Below are 15,861 nucleotides of genomic sequence, written 5' to 3' on the forward strand. Positions count from 1 at the left end.
TCACTCGATGCAGTGCGTCAGCGTCCGCACCGTCTTGGTGATCCGGTAGTCGTGGTCGATGGTGACGATGGCGTTGCCGGGGCCCCAGTCGATGTTCTCGCAGGTGTCCTCCGAGCTGACGGCGCCGAAGTCCCACGCCTCATGGACGATCTTGTTGCCTGAGACCTTCCACTTCGGCCCCGAGTGCCACTTCAGGAAGAGGCTGTAGTTGCCGCCGGCCACGAGGTTGTCGGTGACGGTCACCGCGCTGAGGTTCTTGTCCACCAGGTTGACGGGGTCGGAGTGCTCCGGAGCCTGGCGCTGGTCGATCGTGTTGTGGTCGAACACCAGGCCGCTGCAGACGATCTTGCCGGGGCAGTACGCCTGGATGCCGTCGGAGTGGCTGGTCGGGGGCCCGCACAGCTTCACGTAGGAGTCGCGGATGACGACGTTCCTGCCCGACATGCGGAAGCCGTCGTCGAACCCGCGCACGCTGATGCGCTCGGCCTTGAAGTTCTTCTCGCCGACGCCCTGGTTGATGATGCAGCCGCTGGGCGGGCCGACCGTGGAGTCGGTGATGGTGAACGAGCCGCCCGTCTCCCAGTTGGTGATCAGGCCGTCGATGCGGCTGTTCCTGATCACCACGTCGTTCGCGGTGATGACGAGGTCGCCGGTGATGTGCTGCCCGTCGATGACCTGGCCGTTCTTGGCGGCGGTGACGTTGCCCTTGACGGTGGTGAGCCTGGTGCCGGGCGGCACGCCGGTGCAGGACGGGCGGGGGTGGCCGGGCAGGTCGCAGCCGCTTGGCGTCCCCGACGGCGTCGGGGTGACAGTCGGGGTGACGGTGGGGGTGACGGTTGGAGAAGCGGTGACGGTCGGAGAAGCGGTGGGGGTCGGAGAAGCGGTGGGGGTCGGAGAAGCGGTGGGGGTCGGTGAAGGGGACGGGGAGGTCGTCGCCGGTTGGAAGGTCACGTCCACCAGATAGTTGTGCCCGGCGCTCGTTCTGCGCGGAAATGCGCTGGAATCGTAGAGGTACACGCCATTGCGCGACTGCGCGCGCAGGGAATCGGTGCGCGGTGAATTGCGCGTGAAGTAACGCGGAACGACCGCGTAGCGGCCGTTGGCGCTGAAATACGACACCGTGTACGTCCTGCCCGGCGTGAGCGCCACCCCCTTGGCCAGGCGCACCTCCTGCCAGCCCTGACCGCTCTCCGCCACGGACGTCGCCCTGGCCAGGCGGTTGCCCCGGTCGTCCCAGAGGCTGGCGGTGTGGCCGTCCGAGCTCCTGGGGTACTTGTAGAAGCGCAGCGCCGTCACGGAGCCCGCGCGGGAGGTGGTGAAGCGCAGGCCCAGTTCCACGGGGCGCCGCGCGTTCGACAGCCGGGGCGACAGCGAGCCGGAGGCGGACCAGAAGCTCTCCTGCGTCGTGCCCGGCAGCGCCGCGGCCGGGTTGACGAGCGCGAGCCCTCCGGCCAGGACGCCTGCCACCAGCGCGGCCAGGCCGGTCCGCCGGCGGCGGAGCCGTGAGCGCCGTGGTGCCTTCTGATCGACGTGATGTGACCCGTTCACGAGCGAGCCTCCATGGCAGGGAACGCGCACCGAATTACCCCGGTCGAGAATCGCGCCCATCGTGCCATGCCCCGTCGGACACCCGCCGTAGTTATCGCCATTTAACCGAGAAATAGGCCGTAATCGGACGGTGCTAAAACCCGGATTGGATTTCGGCCGCGGCTAGGGCTTGCGGGCGACGGCTCCGACGAACGTGTGGTACGTGATGCCGGGCTCGGCCTGGTCGTCGGAGCCGGGGCGCCATTCGGGCAGCGGGACCAGGCCGGGCTCCAGCAGGTCCAGGCCGTCGAAGTAGGCCAGGATCTCCTCACGCGTACGCCACCGGCCGGTGCCCAGCGTCTCGTTGAAGATCTTCTCGGCCGCGAACGCCTGCTTGGACACCTCCGGGTACGCCAGGCCCGGATTGTGGAAGTGGGAGACGGCCAGGTAGCTGCCGGGCGCGAGGCGGTCCACCATGCGGGCGGCGATCCCGGCCGGGCCCTCCTCGTCGGTGAGGTGGTGCAGGATGGCGAACATCAGCAGCCCCACCGGCCGGTCGAAGTCGATGAGGCGCCGCACCTCCGGGTCGGCGATGATCCCATCGGGGTCGCGGAGGTCGGCCTCCACGACCGTGCTGCCGTCGTCCACGGCGAGCAGGGCGCGGCCGTGGACCAGGACGATGGGGTCGTTGTCGACGTAGACGACCCGGGTGCCCGGGGCGGCCGCCCGGGCGATCTCGTGCACGTTGCCCTGCGTGGGCAGGCCCGAGCCGATGTCCAGGAACTGGCGGATGCCCGCCTCCGCGGCCAGGAACCGCACCACCCGCCCCAGGAACTCGCGGTTGGCGCGCGCGGCCTCGGGGGCGTCCGGGGCGACCTCCAGGGCGAGCTGCGCCATCCGCCGGTCGGCCTCGTAGTTGTCCTTGCCGCCGAGCATGAAATCGTAGACGCGGGAGACGTTGGGCCTGGTGGTGTCGATTCCCTGGGGTGCCCGCTCCCCCCTGTCCTCGGCCACTGTGGGCTCCTTCGGGTACGTCGGCTCAGGCGATCGTACTGCCCGAATGGTGAAATGTCGGGAAAGTTGGGCAATTGCCCGACGGGCTGCGAGAGCCGTCAGGCGGACTCGCGGATCACCAGCTCCGTGGGCAGTATCACCGGGTCCACGTGCCCGGCCCCGTCGATGAGGGCCAGCAGCAGCCGCAGCGTCTCCTGCGCCATCTCGGCCAGCGGCTGGCGGATGGTCGTCAGCGGCGGATGGGTCGAGACGGCCACCGACGAGTCGTCGAACCCGCCCACCGCCACGTCGTCCGGCACCCGCCGCCCCGCCGCGCGCAGCGCCGCCAGGGCGCCGGCCGCCATGAGGTCGGAGGCGACGAACACGGCGTCGAGGTCGGGCGTGCGCTCCAGCAGCTCCGTCATGGCCCGCTCGCCGCTGGCCTGCGTCCAGTCGCCGTGCGCGATGAGCCGCTGGGTGGCCTTGCGGCCGAGTACGTCGGCGAAGCCCTCCAGGCGCTGGATGCCGCCAGGCGTGTCCATGGGCCCGGTGATCATCGCGATGCGCTTGCGGCCGAGGCCGACGAAGTACTCGGTCATCTGCCGGGCCCCGAGCCGGTCGTCGGCGGCGGCGTACGGGATGACGGTCTCGCGCCCGATGACGGCGCCGCAGGAGACGGCGGGCGGGCCGCCGCCCAGCGCGTCGAGCAGCGGGTCGCCCGCGTGCGTCGAGACCAGCAGCACCCCGTCGGCGTGGCCGCCGCGGACGTAGCGCACCACCCGCTCCCTGTCGCCCTCGTCGCCCGCCAGCATCATCACCAGCGACAGGTCCCGCTCGGCCAGCATCCTGATGGCCACCCGGATGAGCGTGCTGTAGTTGGGATCCTCGAACAACTTCTCGTGCGGCTCCGACAGGACCATGACGACCGACCCCGTCCGCTGCGTGACCAGGCTGCGGGCGGCGCGGTTGACCACGTAACCGGTCTCCGAGATGGCCCTCTCGATGGCCACGCGCGCCGCCGGGCTCACGTACTTGTCCCCGTTGAGCAGGCGGGAGACCGTGCCGCGGGAGACCCCCGCGGCGGCGGCGACGTCGTGGATCGTAGGGCGTTTCACTTCACGGCTCCCGAGGACAGATCGGTCTTCCAGTATCGCTGCATTGTGAGGAAGAGCGCGATCAAGGGCACGATCGACAGGAAGGCCCCGGTCAGGATCAGGTTGTAGAGGGCCGGCTGGTTCGCGCCGGAGACCAGCAGCGTGTAGAGGCCGACCGTGAGCGGGAACTTGCCGTCGTCGCCGAGCATGATGAACGGCAGCAGGAAGTTGTTCCAGATCGCCACGAACTGGAACAGGAAAATCGTCACCATGCCCGGCACCATCAGCGGCATCGCCACCCGCGACATCAGCCGCCACTCGCCGGCCCCGTCGATGCGGCCCGCCTCCAGCAGGGAGTCCGGGATCGCCGCGGCGGCGTAGATGCGGGCCAGGTAGATGCTGTACGGGTGCAGGATCTGCGGCAGCAGCACGGCCCAGTGGCTGTCGGCCAGGCCGATCTTGGAGAACAGCAGGTACTGCGGGATCGCCAGCACCACGGCCGGCACCAGGACGCCGCCGATGAGCAGGGTGAAGATGGCGTCCCGGCCCGGGAAGCGGTACTTCGCCAGCGCGTACCCGGAGACCGCGGAGACCGCGGTGGACAGCAGCGCCCCGCCGCCGGCGTAGATCAGCGTGTTGCCGGCCCACAGCCAGAACACGCCGTCGCGGTAGGCGAACAGCTCGGCCACGTTGTCGAGGAAACCCGTGCCGAAGGAGAGGGTGGCGGTGCTGAACAGCTCGCCCGGCGACTTGGTGGCCGCGATCAGCACCCAGCAGACCGGGAACAGGCAGTAGACCGCGCCGATCAGCAGCAGCGCGGTGGGCACGACGCCGATCGGACGGCCCGCGCGGGTGCGGCGGTGCGAGGTGGTCACGGTGGTGGCCGTCATCATCAGCCCTCCCTGAAGGCGTGGTTGCGGACCACGCGCAGGAATCCGAACGACAGGACGAGCGAGATCGCGGCGATGACGATCGAGGTGGCGGCGGCCGAGTACAGGTCGCCGGTGACGAACGCGTCGCGGTAGACCTTCATCAGCGGGCTCCACGTGGAGCTGATCGTGTTGGTCAGCGGGCGCAGCGTGGTCGGCTCGGTGAACACCTGGATCGTCGCGATGATCGAGAACACGGTGGTCAGGACGATCGCCGGGGTCAGGATCGGGATCTTGACCCGGACGGCGATCTGGAACTCCGAGGCGCCGTCCAGCCGCGCGGCCTCGTACAGGTCGCGGGGGATGGCCCGGAGCGTGGTGTAGAGCACCAGCATGTTGAAGCCGACCCCGCCCCACACCGCCACGTTCGCCATGGAGTACGTGACGGTGGTGGCGTCCAGGAAGTCGACGTTCAGGACGTCCCTGATCGGGCTCAGCGAGGGCAGGTAGAGGAAGCCCCACAGCAGGGTGGCCGCCACCCCCGGCACCGCGTACGGCAGGAAGATCGCGATCCGCGAGAACCGCGCCAGCCGCACCCGCGCCGAGTCCAGCAGCAGCGCGAACAGCAGCGCCAGCCCCAGCATGACGACCAGCACCAGCGCGCCGTAACCGAGCACGCGCAGCCACCCGCTCCACAGCTCGGTGTCGGCCAGGGCGGCGGCGAAGTTGTCGAACCCGACGAACACCTCCCGCCGCGCGCCCCTGCCCAGCCCCAGCCCCGACACCCTGGTACGGAGCATCGCCAGGTAGACGGTGTAGCCGATGGGCACCGCGAGGAACAGCGTGAACAGCACGATCGCGGGGGTCAGGAACAGATAGGGCCAGGGCCCCCTCTCCGACCGCTTCATGAGGCGATCGTGAAGCCGGACTTGCGCATGTCGGCGACCGTGGCGTCCTGCATGCCCTGCACGGCGCCGGTGAACGGGGTGCCGTCCTGCAGCGCCTTGTCGAAGCCGTCCTTGAAGGCGTTGTAGGTCACGCCCACGTTCGGGCCGAAGGTGAAGCCGCGGGCGCCGGCGGAGACGGCGGCGGCCTGCTGCCAGAAGTCGGGCTGGTTGGCGAAGTACTCGGGTGCCGCGCCGAGCGCCGACTGCGCCTTGGTGGCCGCCGGGTAGATGGCCGCCTCCTTGACCAGCAGCTCGATGGCGGCCGGGTCGGTGTTGAGCCAGGTGGCGAACTGCGCGGCGGCGGCCTTGTTCGGGGTCTTGGCCGACACGGCGGTGGACGAGCCGCCCCAGAAGCCGCTGAAGCTCTCACCGGCGTTCCACTGCGGCAGCGGCGCGGCGGCCCACTTGCCCTTGGCCTTCGGCGCGTTGCTCGACAGCACGCCCGGCGCCCACACCGCCGACGGCCAGGTCAGCAGCTTGCCGTCGTTGAGCGCCTTGTTCCACTCGGGGGTGAAGTACGGCATGTCGTCGATGGCGCCCTCCTTGACCAGCGCGCCCCAGAAGTCGGCGACCTTCCTGGTGGGCTCGTCGGCGATGTTCACCTTCCACGACTCGCCGTTGATCGACCACCACTGCGCGCCCGCCTGCTGCGCCAGCCCTGTGAACGCTCCCGGGTCCTTGCTGGAGAACGTGCCGAGGTACGCCTTCGGGTCCTTCTTCCTGACCGTGCGGGCCGCCTCGCCGTACTCCTGCCAGGTCTTGGGCACCTCGATGCCGTACTTGTCGAACAGGTCCTGGCGGTAGAAGAGCATCATCGGGCCGCTGTCCTGCGGGATGCCGTAGACGGCCTCGGTGCCGAGCGTGACCAGGCCCCACAGGCCCTCGGAGAACTCGCCCTTGATCGAGGCCGTCTCGGCCTTGAGGTCGGCGACCGCGTCGGCGGCGATGAACGAGGGCAGGTGCTGGTACTCGGCCTGCACCACGTCCGGCGGGTTGCCGGCCTTGGCCGCGGTGAGGTACTTGGCCGCCGCGTCGTCGCCGCCCGCCTGCTTGCTGACCGTCACCTGGATGTCGGGGTGGGCCTTGTTCCAGACTTCGACGATCTTGTCCATGTTGGGGGCCCAGGTCCAGTACGTGAGCTTGACCGGGCCCTGGGCGGAGGCGGGCCGGCTCTGCGCCGCCTCGGGGCTCTCGGTGGGCTCGCTGGAGCCGCAGCTCGCGAGGGTGGCCGTGAGTGCGACGGCCAGGAATGCTCCAAGGCGGTTGGCGCGCATTGCGTACCTCCAGGGGGGTTCTGTGAACGTGCACAGAGTGGGGCAGCGCCGAAACGTGCGTCAAGGGGTCGTTACGTTCTCGTTAATGTCCTGCAAGAGCATGAAATTTGGAGATAACTGTTCCCTTCCAGCCGCCGGGCGTCCTACTGTGCACGTTCACAGAAGCTTTTCGAGGGGGATGGATGTATCCGGAGCGTCCTGCCGGGATCGCCTATGGCGGCGACTACAACCCGGAGCAGTGGCCGCGCGAGGTCCTGGAAGAGGACGTGGCCCTGATGCGCGAGGCCGGGGTGAGCCTGGTCAGCCTGGGCCTGTTCTCGTGGGCGCTGCTGGAGCCCGAGCAGGGGCGTTTCGAGTTCGGCTGGCTGGACGAGATCATCGACCGGCTGCACGCCGGCGGCGTCGCCGTCGACCTGGCCACGCCGACCGCCGCCCCGCCCGCCTGGTTCGTGGCCCGGCATCCCGACGTGCTGCCGGTGACCAGGGAGGGCGTGCGGATCGGGTTCGGCGGCAGGCAGAGCGCCTGCTCCAGCGCCCCGGCCTTCCGCGAGGCGACCGCGCGGCTGGTGCGGGCGCTGGGCGAGCACTACCGCGGCCATCCGGCCGTGGTCATGTGGCACGTGCACAACGAGTACGGCGCCCCGCTCGGCGAGTGCTACTGCGAGCACAGCGTGGCCGCCTGGCGGGCCTGGCTGCGCCAGACCTACCGCGACATCTCCGCGCTGAACGACGCCTGGGGCACCACGTTCTGGGGCCAGACGTACGGCGACTGGTCCGAGATCGACGCCCCGCGCGCCAACCACACGGCCGTCAACCCTGCCCAGCGGCTCGACTACGCCCGCTTCAGCGACGGCCAGCACCGCGAGCACTACGCGCTGCAGCGCGACATCCTGCGCGAGCTGACCCCCGGCCTCCCGGTGACCACGAACTTCGCCGGCACCGTCAATTGCAAGTCCACGGACCTCTGGCAGTGGGCCCGCGAGCTGGACGTGATCGCCAACGACCACTACCTCCAGGCGGAGCGGCCCGACAACCACATCGACCTGGCCATGTCCGCCGACCTGGCGCGGTCGGTGGCGGGCGGCGCGCCGTGGATGCTGATGGAGCACTCGGCGGGCGCGGTCAACTGGCAGCCGCGCAACCTGGCCAAGCGACCGGGCGAGATGCGCCGCAACAGCCTCGCGCACGTCGCCCGGGGCTCCGACAGCGTGCTGTTCTTCCAGTTCAGGGCCTCGCGGTTCGGGGCGGAGAAGTTCCACTCCGGGATGGTGCCGCACGCCGGGACCGACTCCGAGCAGTGGCGGGAGGTGGTGCGGCTCGGCGCCGACCTGCGCAGGCTGGCCGGCGTCAGGGGCGGCCGGGTGCGGGCCGAGGTGGCGCTCGTGTGGGACTGGGAGTCGTACTGGGCGCTGGAGCTGGACTGGCGGCCGTCGGTGGACCTGACGTTCAGGGAGCGGGTGGACGCCTTCTACGAGGCGCTGTGGCGGGAGCACGTCACGGTGGACTTCGTCCACCCTTCAGCCGATATTTCGGGATACCGGGTGGTGGTGGCGCCCAGCTCGTACCTGCTGACCGAGGCGTCCGCCAAGAACCTGCACCGGTACGTGGAGTCGGGCGGGAACCTGCTCGTGTCGTACTTCTCCGGCATCGTGGACGAGCACGACACCATCCACCCGGGCGCCCATCCCGGCGCGCTGCGCGAGCTGCTCGGCCTGTCGATCGAGGAGTTCCACCCGCTGCGCGAGCACGAGACGGTGACGCTGACCGGCGGCCCCGACGCCCTGACCGGCGCCCCGATCGTCGCGCGCGTCTGGTCGGAGCGGGTCCGCCCGGCGGGCGCGGTCACGGTCCGGGACTTCGCCGAGGGCCCGGACGCCGGCCACCCCGCCGTCACCCGCCACGCCCTCGGCGCGGGCACCGCCTGGTACCTGGCCACCGCGCCCGTCACCGGCCTGCGCGACCTGCTCGCGCAGGTGCTCGACCACGCGGGCGTGTCCCGCCCGCACGGCCTCCCCGACACCCTGGAGCTGGTGCGCAGGGGAGGCCACGTCTTCCTGATCAACCACGGCGACCAGCCGGTGACGGTCGAGGGGGTGAGCGGCGTGAGCGTGTTCGACGGCGTACGGCACGACGGGCCGGTCACCGTCCCGGCCGGAGCGGTCACGGTCGTCGCGGAATCCCCCCAGCCCTAGGGAGACCCGGATGAAACGCATCCTCCTCACCGCGCTGCTCTTACTCACGGCCCTCGCCGTCGTCCCGGCGCACGCCCAGGCAGGGCCGGGCCGCCTGCAGATCAGGGGCGCGGACGTGTCCAGCCTGGCCAAGTCGGAGGCGCTCGGCGGCGTCTACCGCGACGCCCGCGGGCGCAGGGGCGACGCGCTGGCCATCCTGTCCCAGGCCGGGCTCAACTACATCAGGCTCAAGGTCTGGGTGAACCCGGCCGACGGCTACAACACCAAGAGCCGGGTGCTCGCGGTGGCCAGGCGGGTCAAGGCGCTCGGCATGGGCCTGCTCGTCGACTTCCACTACTCCGACACCTGGGCCGACCCGGGCAAGCAGTACAAGCCCGCCGCGTGGGAGGCGCTGCCGTTCGAGCAGCTGCGGCAGGCCGTGTACGACCACACCTACGACGTGCTCGACGCGCTGCGCGACCAGGGCACCACGGCCGACATGGTGCAGGTCGGCAACGAGATCAACGGCGGCCTGCTCTGGCCGGACGGCTCCAACTCCACCTGGGCGAACACGGCGGCGCTGCTGAACGCCGGGTACGACGCCGCCAAGGCGGTCTCCGGCTCGACCAGGGTCGTGCTGCACCTGGCCAACGGCGGCGACAACGGCCTGTACCGGTGGTGGTTCGACAACGCGGGCGCCCACGGCATCCGCTACGACGTGATCGGCCTGTCGTACTACTCCTACTGGCACGGCACGCCGGAGGCGTTCCAGGCCAACCTCAACGACGTGGCCAGCCGGTACGGCAAGCCCGTCGTCGTGGTGGAGACCGCGTACCCGTTCACCACGGCCGACGACGACGGCTGGGAGAACATCATCACCTCCGCCGAGTCGTACCCCGGCTACCCGGCCACCCCGCAGGGGCAGTCGGCGATGCTGGCCCGGGTGGCCGACATCGTCCGCGCCGTGCCGAACGGCCTGGGCCTCGGCCTGTTCACCTGGGAGGCCACGTGGACGGGCGTGCGGGGCAACGGCTGGGACCCGGCCGACCCCTCCTCGGGCAACGGCTGGGAGAACCAGGCCCTGTTCGGCTACGACGACAGGGCGCTTCCCGCCATGTCCGTCCTCGGCCGCCGCTGACCGGACGGGCCCGCCGGGCTGACGGATCGGCGGGCCCGATGACGTGCGACCTGCCCATACCGTAGGGGTATGCGGCTGACCGCCTTCACCGACATCGCGCTGCGCATCGTCATGCGCCTGGCCGTGGCGCGGCCGGACGACCTGCTCACCACCCGCGACGTGGCCGGCATGCTGGCCGTCCCCTACACCCACGCGGCCAAGGCCGTCGCCCGGCTGGGCGAGCTGGGCGTGGTGGAGGCCAGGCGCGGGCGGGGCGGCGGGATGCAGCTCACCGAGGCGGGCAGGGCCACGACCGTCGGCGCCCTCGTACGTGCTCTGGAGGGCGCCGGCGACGTCGTGGGCTGCGAGGACGACCCGCCCTGCCCGCTGCGGGCGGCCTGCCGGCTGCGCTCGGCGCTGCGCCAGGCGCAGGAGGCGTTCTACGCCTCGCTCGACGGGATCACCGTCGCCTCGCTCGTGGACGAGCCGACCGGGCCCGTCCTGCTGTCGCTGACCCCCGGGACCGGGACCGGCGCCCCGGCAACATAATATGAATCTCAGATGCAAATTTAAGTGTCCGGAGGTTCTTTCATGCTGTCCGCCAACGCCGCCGAGCTCGTCCGCGCCACCCTCCCCGCCGTCGGAGCCGAGCTGGAGACCATCACCGCGCGGTTCTACGACACGATGTTCGCCGACCACCCCGAACTGCTCGACGGGCTGTTCAACCGCGGCAACCAGCGCAGCGGCGAGCAGCGCAAGGCACTGGCGGGCGCCGTCGCGGCCTTCGCCGTCGCGCTGCTGGACAACCCCGATGAGCGCCCCGACGCGCTGCTGGCGCGCATCGCGCACAAGCACGCCGCCGTGGGCGTGACCGACGACCAGTACGTCATCGTGCACAAGTACCTGATCGCCGCCATCGCCGACGTGCTCGGCGAGGCCGTCACGCCCGAGGTCGCGAGCGCCTGGGACGAGGTCTACTGGCTGATGGCCGGCGCGCTGATCGCCATGGAGGCCCGCATCTACGCCGAGGCGGGGGCGCGTGACGGCGCGACCTGGCGGCCCTGGCGGGTCGTCGAGCGGCGCGAGGAGACGGCGGACGCCGTGTCGCTGGTGCTGAGCCCGATCGGCGAGGAGCCCGCGCCGCCGGCCCGCCCCGGCCAGTACGTGAGCGTGCGCGTGACCATGCCCGACGGTGTCCGGCAGCTGAGGCAGTACACGCTGTCCGGGCACGACGCGGACGGCCGGCGCCGCATCACGGTCAAACGGGAGCGCCGCGCCGGCGTTCCCGAGGGGGAGGTGTCCTCACTGCTGCACGCCACCGTCAAGGAGGGCGACACGCTGACCCTGTCGGCCCCGTTCGGCGACGTCGCGCTGGAGGACGGCGACGAACCGCTCGTGCTGGTCTCCGCCGGCATCGGCTGCACCCCGATCGCCGCGATGCTCCAGCACCTGGCCGACGCCGGGGACAAGCGCAGGGTGCTGGTGCTGCACGCCGACCGCTCCGAGGCCCATCACGCGCTGCGCGCGGACATGGAGCGCCTGACCGGCGAGCTGCCCGCAGGGGAGCGGATCTTCTGGTACGAGAGCGCCGCCGGAGGGAGCGCCGCCGGCGAGGGCGCCCGCACCGGGCTGATGAGCCTGGACGGGGTCGAGATCCCCGAGGGCGCGGTCGTGTACATGTGCGGCTCGGTGGAGTTCATGCGCGCCGCCCGCGCCCAGCTCATCGAGGCAGGCGTCGCCCCGCGCGACATCCACTACGAGGTGTTCGGCCCGGACCTGTGGCTCGGCGCCGCCTGAGGGCATGATGGCCGCATGACGATCTCAGCGGACGAGCTGCTCACCACCACCCGCAGCGTACGCAAGCGACTCGACCTCACCCGGCCCGTCCCGATGGAGCTGGTCAGGGAGTGCCTGGAGCTCGCCCTCCAGGCGCCCACCGGCGGCAACGCGCAGCTCTGGCACTGGATCGTGGTCACCGATCCCGGCAAGCGCAAGGCGATCGGCGAGTACTACGCGCGCTCGTGGAACGCCTACTACGGCTCAGGCTCCTCCGCCAGGTCGCTGTTCAAGGACGACCCGGCGCGCGCGGCGGCCCAGGAGCGGGTCTCCGACAGCGCCGCGTACCTGGCCGAGCACCTGGGCGAGGTGCCGGTGCACGTGATCGGCTGCATGACCGTGCCCGCCGGGCTGCCCGAGGGCAACCAGGCCGGGCTGTGGGGGTCGCTGCTGCCCGCCGCGTGGAGCTTCATGCTGGCCGCCCGCGCCAGGGGGCTGGGCACGGCGTGGACGACGCTGCACCTGGCCTACGAGAGCGAGGTGGCCGAGCTGCTCGAGTTGCCGGCCAACGTCCGGCAGGGCGTGCTGCTGCCCACGGCGTACTACACCGGCGAGACCTTCCGCCCGGCCAGGCGCCAGCCGCTGGACGAGGTGCTGCACGTCGATCGCTGGTAAGCCGCAGGGGATGCGCGCACAGTGGAGGTCACGACCGACGTGAGGGAGGACCCCCGTGATCTCCTTGCCGCTGCTGCCGACGTCGCTGGTCGGGAGCTACGCCCAGCCGGACTGGCTGATCGACCGCGCCAGGCTGGCCGGGCGGTTCCCGCCGCGCGTACGGGCCAGGGAGCTGTGGCGCATCCCGCCGGAGCTGCTCGGGCAGGCCCAGGACGACGCCACCGAGCTGGCGATCAGGGCGCAGGAGCGGGCCGGCCTGGACATCGTCACCGACGGCGAGATCCGCCGCGAGAGTTACTCCAACCACTTCGCGACCGCCCTGGAGGGCCTCGACCTGGACGACCCGGGCACCGCGCTGGACCGCAGCGGCCATCCGAACCCGGTGCCGCGCATCGTCGGCCCCATCCGCCGGCCCCGCCCGGTCGAGGTGGACGACCTGCTGTTCCTGCGCGCGCACACCCGCCGCGTGGTGAAGATGACGGTGCCGGGGCCGTTCACGATGAGCCAGCAGGCGCAGAACGAGCACTACCCCGACGCCGAGGCCGCGGCCATGGACTACGCGGCGGCGGTCAACGCCGAGATCCGCGACCTGTTCGCCGCCGGGGCGGACATCGTGCAGCTCGACGAGCCGTACATGCAGGCCAGGCCGGACGCGGCGCGCGCGTACGGGCTGGCCGCGCTGAACGCCGCCCTGGACGGGATCACCGGCATGACGGCGGTGCACATCTGCTTCGGGTACGCGGCGATCATCCACGAGCGGCCCGAGGCGTACTCGTTCCTGCCGGAGCTGGCCGGGTGCCCGGTGCGGCAGGTGTCGATCGAGACCGCGCAGTCGGGGCTGGACCTCGGGGTGCTGTCCGACCTGAAGGACAAGACGGTCGTCCTCGGGGTGATCGACCTGTCCACGCCGGAGGTGGAGCCCGTCGAGGTGGTGGCGGGCCGGGTACGCAGGGCGTTCGAGCGGGTGCCGCCGGAGCGGATCGTCATCGCCACGGACTGCGGCATGAAGTACCTGCCCAGGTGGTCGGCGGAGGGCAAGATGCGGGCCATGGCGGGCGCCGCCCGCCTGCTGAGGGAGGAACTGGGCGGATCACGATAATTCCTCATGAATTTCCCGCCTGGACCAGGTGCTCCGCTTTAGGATCATGGCGCTGACCCCCTGATCCAAGGAGCCCGGAGTGCCAGGAAGCGAGCAGGACAGCGCGCCCAGCGGGATAGACACCACCAAGCCGAGCGTCGCCCGCGTCTACGACTACATGCTCGGCGGCAAGGACAACTACGAGATCGACCGCCACGTGGCGCAGGCCGCGCTGCGGATCGCCCCGGACGCGCCCGAGGCCGCCCTGGCCAACCGGGAGTTCCTGCGCCGCACGGTGCGGTACCTGGCCGCCGAGGCCGGCATCCGGCAGTTCCTGGACGTCGGCTCCGGCCTGCCCACGCAGGGCAACGTGCACGAGGTCGCCCAGGCCGTCACCCCGGGCGCGCACGTCGTGTACGTCGACCACGACCCCATCGTGCTCGCCCACGGCCGGGCCCTGCTGGCCGTGGACGAGACCACCACGATCATCGACGCCGACGTCCGCGAGCCCGAGAAGATCCTCGACGACCCGCGCACCCGCGCCCTCATCGACTTCGGCGAGCCGGTCGGGCTGCTGCTGTTCGCCATCCTGCACCACCTGAAGGACGAGGAGGACCCGGCCGGTCTCGCGGCCAGGCTCCTGCGCCCGCTGCCCCCGGGCAGCCACGTGGTGATCTCGCACTTCCACAACCCGATGGAGGCCCACCCCGAGGTGTCGGAGCAGGCCTTCACGGCGGAGAAGCTCTTCAACGAGCACCTCGGCACCGGCCGGTGGCGCACCCGCGAGGAGATCCTGGCCTTCTTCGACGGGCTGGAGCTGCTGGAGCCCGGCCTGGTGCCGCTCCCGGAATGGCGTCCGGAGACCGGGGACCATCGGGCCGCGCCCGGCATCACGTACCACACCTTCGTCGGCGGCGTGGCGCGCAAGCCGTAGATCAGCGGGGTCAGGCCACCGGCAGCTTGCCGGTGGCGACCACCTCGCGGTACCAGTGGGCGCTGTCCTTCCAGGTGCGCTCCATCGTCTCCCGGTCCACGCGGACGATGCCGAACCGCTTGGCGTAGCCGTGCGCCCACTCGAAGTTGTCCATCAGCGACCACACGAAGTAGCCGCGCACGTCCGCGCCGCCCGCGATGGCCTCGCCGACGGCCGTCAGGTGGCGGTGCAGGTAGTCGATGCGGTCGGCGTCGTGCACGACCCCGTCGGCGGAGACGGGGTCGGGGAACGCGGCGCCGTTCTCCGTGATCATGGTCGGTAGGTCCGGGTAGTCGCGGTGCAGGCGCAGCAGCAGCTCCGTCAGGCCGGTCTCGTCGATGTTCCAGCCCATCTCCGTGTACGGGCCCGGCTGCTTGACGAACTCGATGTCCTCGCAGGCGATCCAGGGCGAGGCGGCCCCGTCCTGGTGCCCGTCGGCGGTCTCCTTGGCGCTGGCGCCGTCCCACTGGCGTACCAGGGTCGGGTTGTAGTAGTTGACCCCGAGCACGTCCAGCGGCTGGCAGGCGGCGGCCTCGTCGCCGTCGCGCACGAACGACCAGTCGGTCACCTTGGCGGTGTCGGCGATCAGGTCGCGCGGGTAGGCGCCCTCCAGCATCGGGCCGAGGAAGGCCCGGTTGGACAGGCCGTCCGCGCGCCGCACCGCGTCCGCGTCGCGCTCGGACACGCCGCGCACGTGGTGCAGGTTGAGCGTGACCGACATCTGCGCGTCCTTGGCCGCGGTCGAGCGCAGCGCCTGCACGGCCAGGCCGTGGCCCAGGTTCAGGTGGTGCACGGCGGCCAGCGCGGCGGCCGGGTCGGTACGGGCGGGGGCGTGCACGCCGGAGGCGTAGCCCAGGTAGGCCGAGCACCACGGCTCGTTCAGCGTGATCCAGGTGCGGACCCGGTCGCCCAGCGTCTCGCCCATGAGCCGGGCGTAGTCGGCGAAGCGCAGCGCGGTCTCGCGCTGCGGCCAGCCGCCCGCGTCCTCCAGCTCCTGCGGCAGGTCCCAGTGGTAGAGCGTGGCGACCGGGGCGATGTCCCTGGCCAGCAGCCCGTCCACGAGCCGGTTGTAGAAGTCCGCGCCCGGCCGGTTGAGGGCGCCGCGCCCGCCCGGCTGCACGCGCGGCCAGGAGATGGAGAAGCGGTACGCGCCGACGCCCAGCCCGGCCAGGATGTCGAGGTCCTCCTCCAGGCGGTGGTAGTGGTCGCAGGCCACGTCGCCGGTGTCGCCGTTGGCGACCAGCCCGGGCGTGTGGGAGAAGGTGTCCCAGATCGACGGGCCGCGGCCGTCCTCGTTCCAGGCTCCCTCGACCTGGTAGGCGGCGGTGGCGGTGCCCCACAGGAAGTTCTCGGGGAAGGTGGTCATG

Annotated in this window: 14 protein-coding genes; 7 read left to right on the plus strand and 7 right to left on the minus strand. The window is 71.2% G+C overall.

All coding sequences use genetic code 11. The features are described 5' to 3' along the window. The 6 genes from HD593_RS63450 to HD593_RS19160 all read right to left on the minus strand — a co-directional run bounded on the left by HD593_RS63450 (window position 1) and on the right by HD593_RS19160 (window position 6,704). The gene (locus tag HD593_RS63450; RefSeq protein WP_185103433.1) at window positions 1–1,548 is read right to left on the minus strand and encodes a DUF4082 domain-containing protein; all 1,548 of its coding nucleotides are present in this window, start codon (window positions 1,546–1,548) and stop codon (window positions 1–3) included. 162 nt (window positions 1,549–1,710) lie between these two features. Then, on the minus strand, window positions 1,711–2,541 hold the full coding sequence (locus HD593_RS19140; protein ID WP_185103434.1) for an SAM-dependent methyltransferase: 831 nt from the start codon (window positions 2,539–2,541) through the stop codon (window positions 1,711–1,713). A gap of 98 nt (window positions 2,542–2,639) precedes the next feature. Continuing rightward, a complete protein-coding gene (locus tag HD593_RS19145; RefSeq protein ID WP_312903552.1) occupies window positions 2,640–3,635 on the minus strand; it encodes a LacI family DNA-binding transcriptional regulator in 996 nt (331 codons plus the stop codon). Then, window positions 3,632–4,507 (minus strand): carbohydrate ABC transporter permease, encoded by an 876-nt coding sequence (locus tag HD593_RS19150; protein ID WP_246546641.1) that lies wholly within the window; start codon window positions 4,505–4,507, stop codon window positions 3,632–3,634. Before HD593_RS19150 ends, HD593_RS19145 begins: the two co-directional genes overlap by 4 nt. Beyond that, window positions 4,507–5,391: a carbohydrate ABC transporter permease gene (locus tag HD593_RS19155; RefSeq protein WP_185103435.1), complete on the minus strand. Its 885-nt coding sequence runs from the start codon at window positions 5,389–5,391 to the stop codon at window positions 4,507–4,509. Before HD593_RS19155 ends, HD593_RS19150 begins: the two co-directional genes overlap by 1 nt. Continuing rightward, complete coding sequence (locus tag HD593_RS19160) at window positions 5,388–6,704, minus strand: ABC transporter substrate-binding protein (RefSeq protein WP_185103436.1); 1,317 nt, start codon at window positions 6,702–6,704, stop codon at window positions 5,388–5,390. Before HD593_RS19160 ends, HD593_RS19155 begins: the two co-directional genes overlap by 4 nt. A 182-nt stretch (window positions 6,705–6,886) precedes the next feature. Between HD593_RS19160 and HD593_RS19165 the strand changes: the two genes are divergently transcribed. From HD593_RS19165 to HD593_RS19195, 7 genes are all read left to right on the plus strand, one after another. Further along, window positions 6,887–8,896, plus strand: coding sequence for a beta-galactosidase (locus tag HD593_RS19165; protein WP_185103437.1), 2,010 nt, complete (start codon window positions 6,887–6,889; stop codon window positions 8,894–8,896). A 10-nt stretch (window positions 8,897–8,906) separates the two neighbouring features. Continuing rightward, complete coding sequence (locus HD593_RS19170) at window positions 8,907–10,013, plus strand: glycoside hydrolase family 53 protein (RefSeq protein WP_185103438.1); 1,107 nt, start codon at window positions 8,907–8,909, stop codon at window positions 10,011–10,013. A gap of 69 nt (window positions 10,014–10,082) precedes the next feature. Next, a complete protein-coding gene (locus HD593_RS19175; protein ID WP_185103439.1) occupies window positions 10,083–10,541 on the plus strand; it encodes an RrF2 family transcriptional regulator in 459 nt (152 codons plus the stop codon). 42 nt (window positions 10,542–10,583) lie between these two features. Then, the gene (locus tag HD593_RS19180) at window positions 10,584–11,789 is read left to right on the plus strand and encodes a globin domain-containing protein (RefSeq protein WP_185103440.1); all 1,206 of its coding nucleotides are present in this window, start codon (window positions 10,584–10,586) and stop codon (window positions 11,787–11,789) included. A gap of 15 nt (window positions 11,790–11,804) precedes the next feature. After that, window positions 11,805–12,443, plus strand: a complete 639-nt coding sequence (locus tag HD593_RS19185; RefSeq protein ID WP_185103441.1) for a nitroreductase family protein — start codon at window positions 11,805–11,807, stop codon at window positions 12,441–12,443. 55 nt (window positions 12,444–12,498) lie between these two features. Beyond that, window positions 12,499–13,542: a 5-methyltetrahydropteroyltriglutamate--homocysteine methyltransferase gene (locus tag HD593_RS19190; protein WP_185103442.1), complete on the plus strand. Its 1,044-nt coding sequence runs from the start codon at window positions 12,499–12,501 to the stop codon at window positions 13,540–13,542. Between the two features lie 79 nt (window positions 13,543–13,621). Beyond that, window positions 13,622–14,455, plus strand: coding sequence for an SAM-dependent methyltransferase (locus tag HD593_RS19195; protein WP_185103443.1), 834 nt, complete (start codon window positions 13,622–13,624; stop codon window positions 14,453–14,455). Window positions 14,456–14,465: 10 nt separating this feature from the next. On the opposite strand, the gene HD593_RS19200 is transcribed toward HD593_RS19195, so the two are convergent. After that, a complete protein-coding gene (locus tag HD593_RS19200) occupies window positions 14,466–15,860 on the minus strand; it encodes a GH1 family beta-glucosidase (protein WP_185103444.1) in 1,395 nt (464 codons plus the stop codon). Between the last annotated feature and the right edge of the window lies 1 nt (window position 15,861).

The organism is Nonomuraea rubra (genome assembly GCF_014207985.1).
Classification (GTDB): Bacteria; Actinomycetota; Actinomycetes; order Streptosporangiales; family Streptosporangiaceae; genus Nonomuraea; species Nonomuraea rubra.

What these genes read in the sequence shown, in the direction of transcription:
- HD593_RS19185 (WP_185103441.1), top strand. Translation starts at nt 11,805, where the DNA reads ATGACGATCTCAGCGGACGAGCTGCTCACCACCACCCGCAGCGTACGC.
- HD593_RS19165 (WP_185103437.1), top strand. Translation starts at nt 6,887, where the DNA reads ATGTATCCGGAGCGTCCTGCCGGGATCGCCTATGGCGGCGACTACAAC.
- HD593_RS19175 (WP_185103439.1), top strand. Translation starts at nt 10,083, where the DNA reads ATGCGGCTGACCGCCTTCACCGACATCGCGCTGCGCATCGTCATGCGC.
- HD593_RS19180 (WP_185103440.1), top strand. Translation starts at nt 10,584, where the DNA reads ATGCTGTCCGCCAACGCCGCCGAGCTCGTCCGCGCCACCCTCCCCGCC.
- HD593_RS19200 (WP_185103444.1), bottom strand. Translation starts at nt 15,860, where the DNA reads ATGACCACCTTCCCCGAGAACTTCCTGTGGGGCACCGCCACCGCCGCC.
- HD593_RS19150 (WP_246546641.1), bottom strand. Translation starts at nt 4,507, where the DNA reads ATGATGACGGCCACCACCGTGACCACCTCGCACCGCCGCACCCGCGCG.
- HD593_RS19155 (WP_185103435.1), bottom strand. Translation starts at nt 5,391, where the DNA reads ATGAAGCGGTCGGAGAGGGGGCCCTGGCCCTATCTGTTCCTGACCCCC.
- HD593_RS19160 (WP_185103436.1), bottom strand. Translation starts at nt 6,704, where the DNA reads ATGCGCGCCAACCGCCTTGGAGCATTCCTGGCCGTCGCACTCACGGCC.
- HD593_RS19170 (WP_185103438.1), top strand. Translation starts at nt 8,907, where the DNA reads ATGAAACGCATCCTCCTCACCGCGCTGCTCTTACTCACGGCCCTCGCC.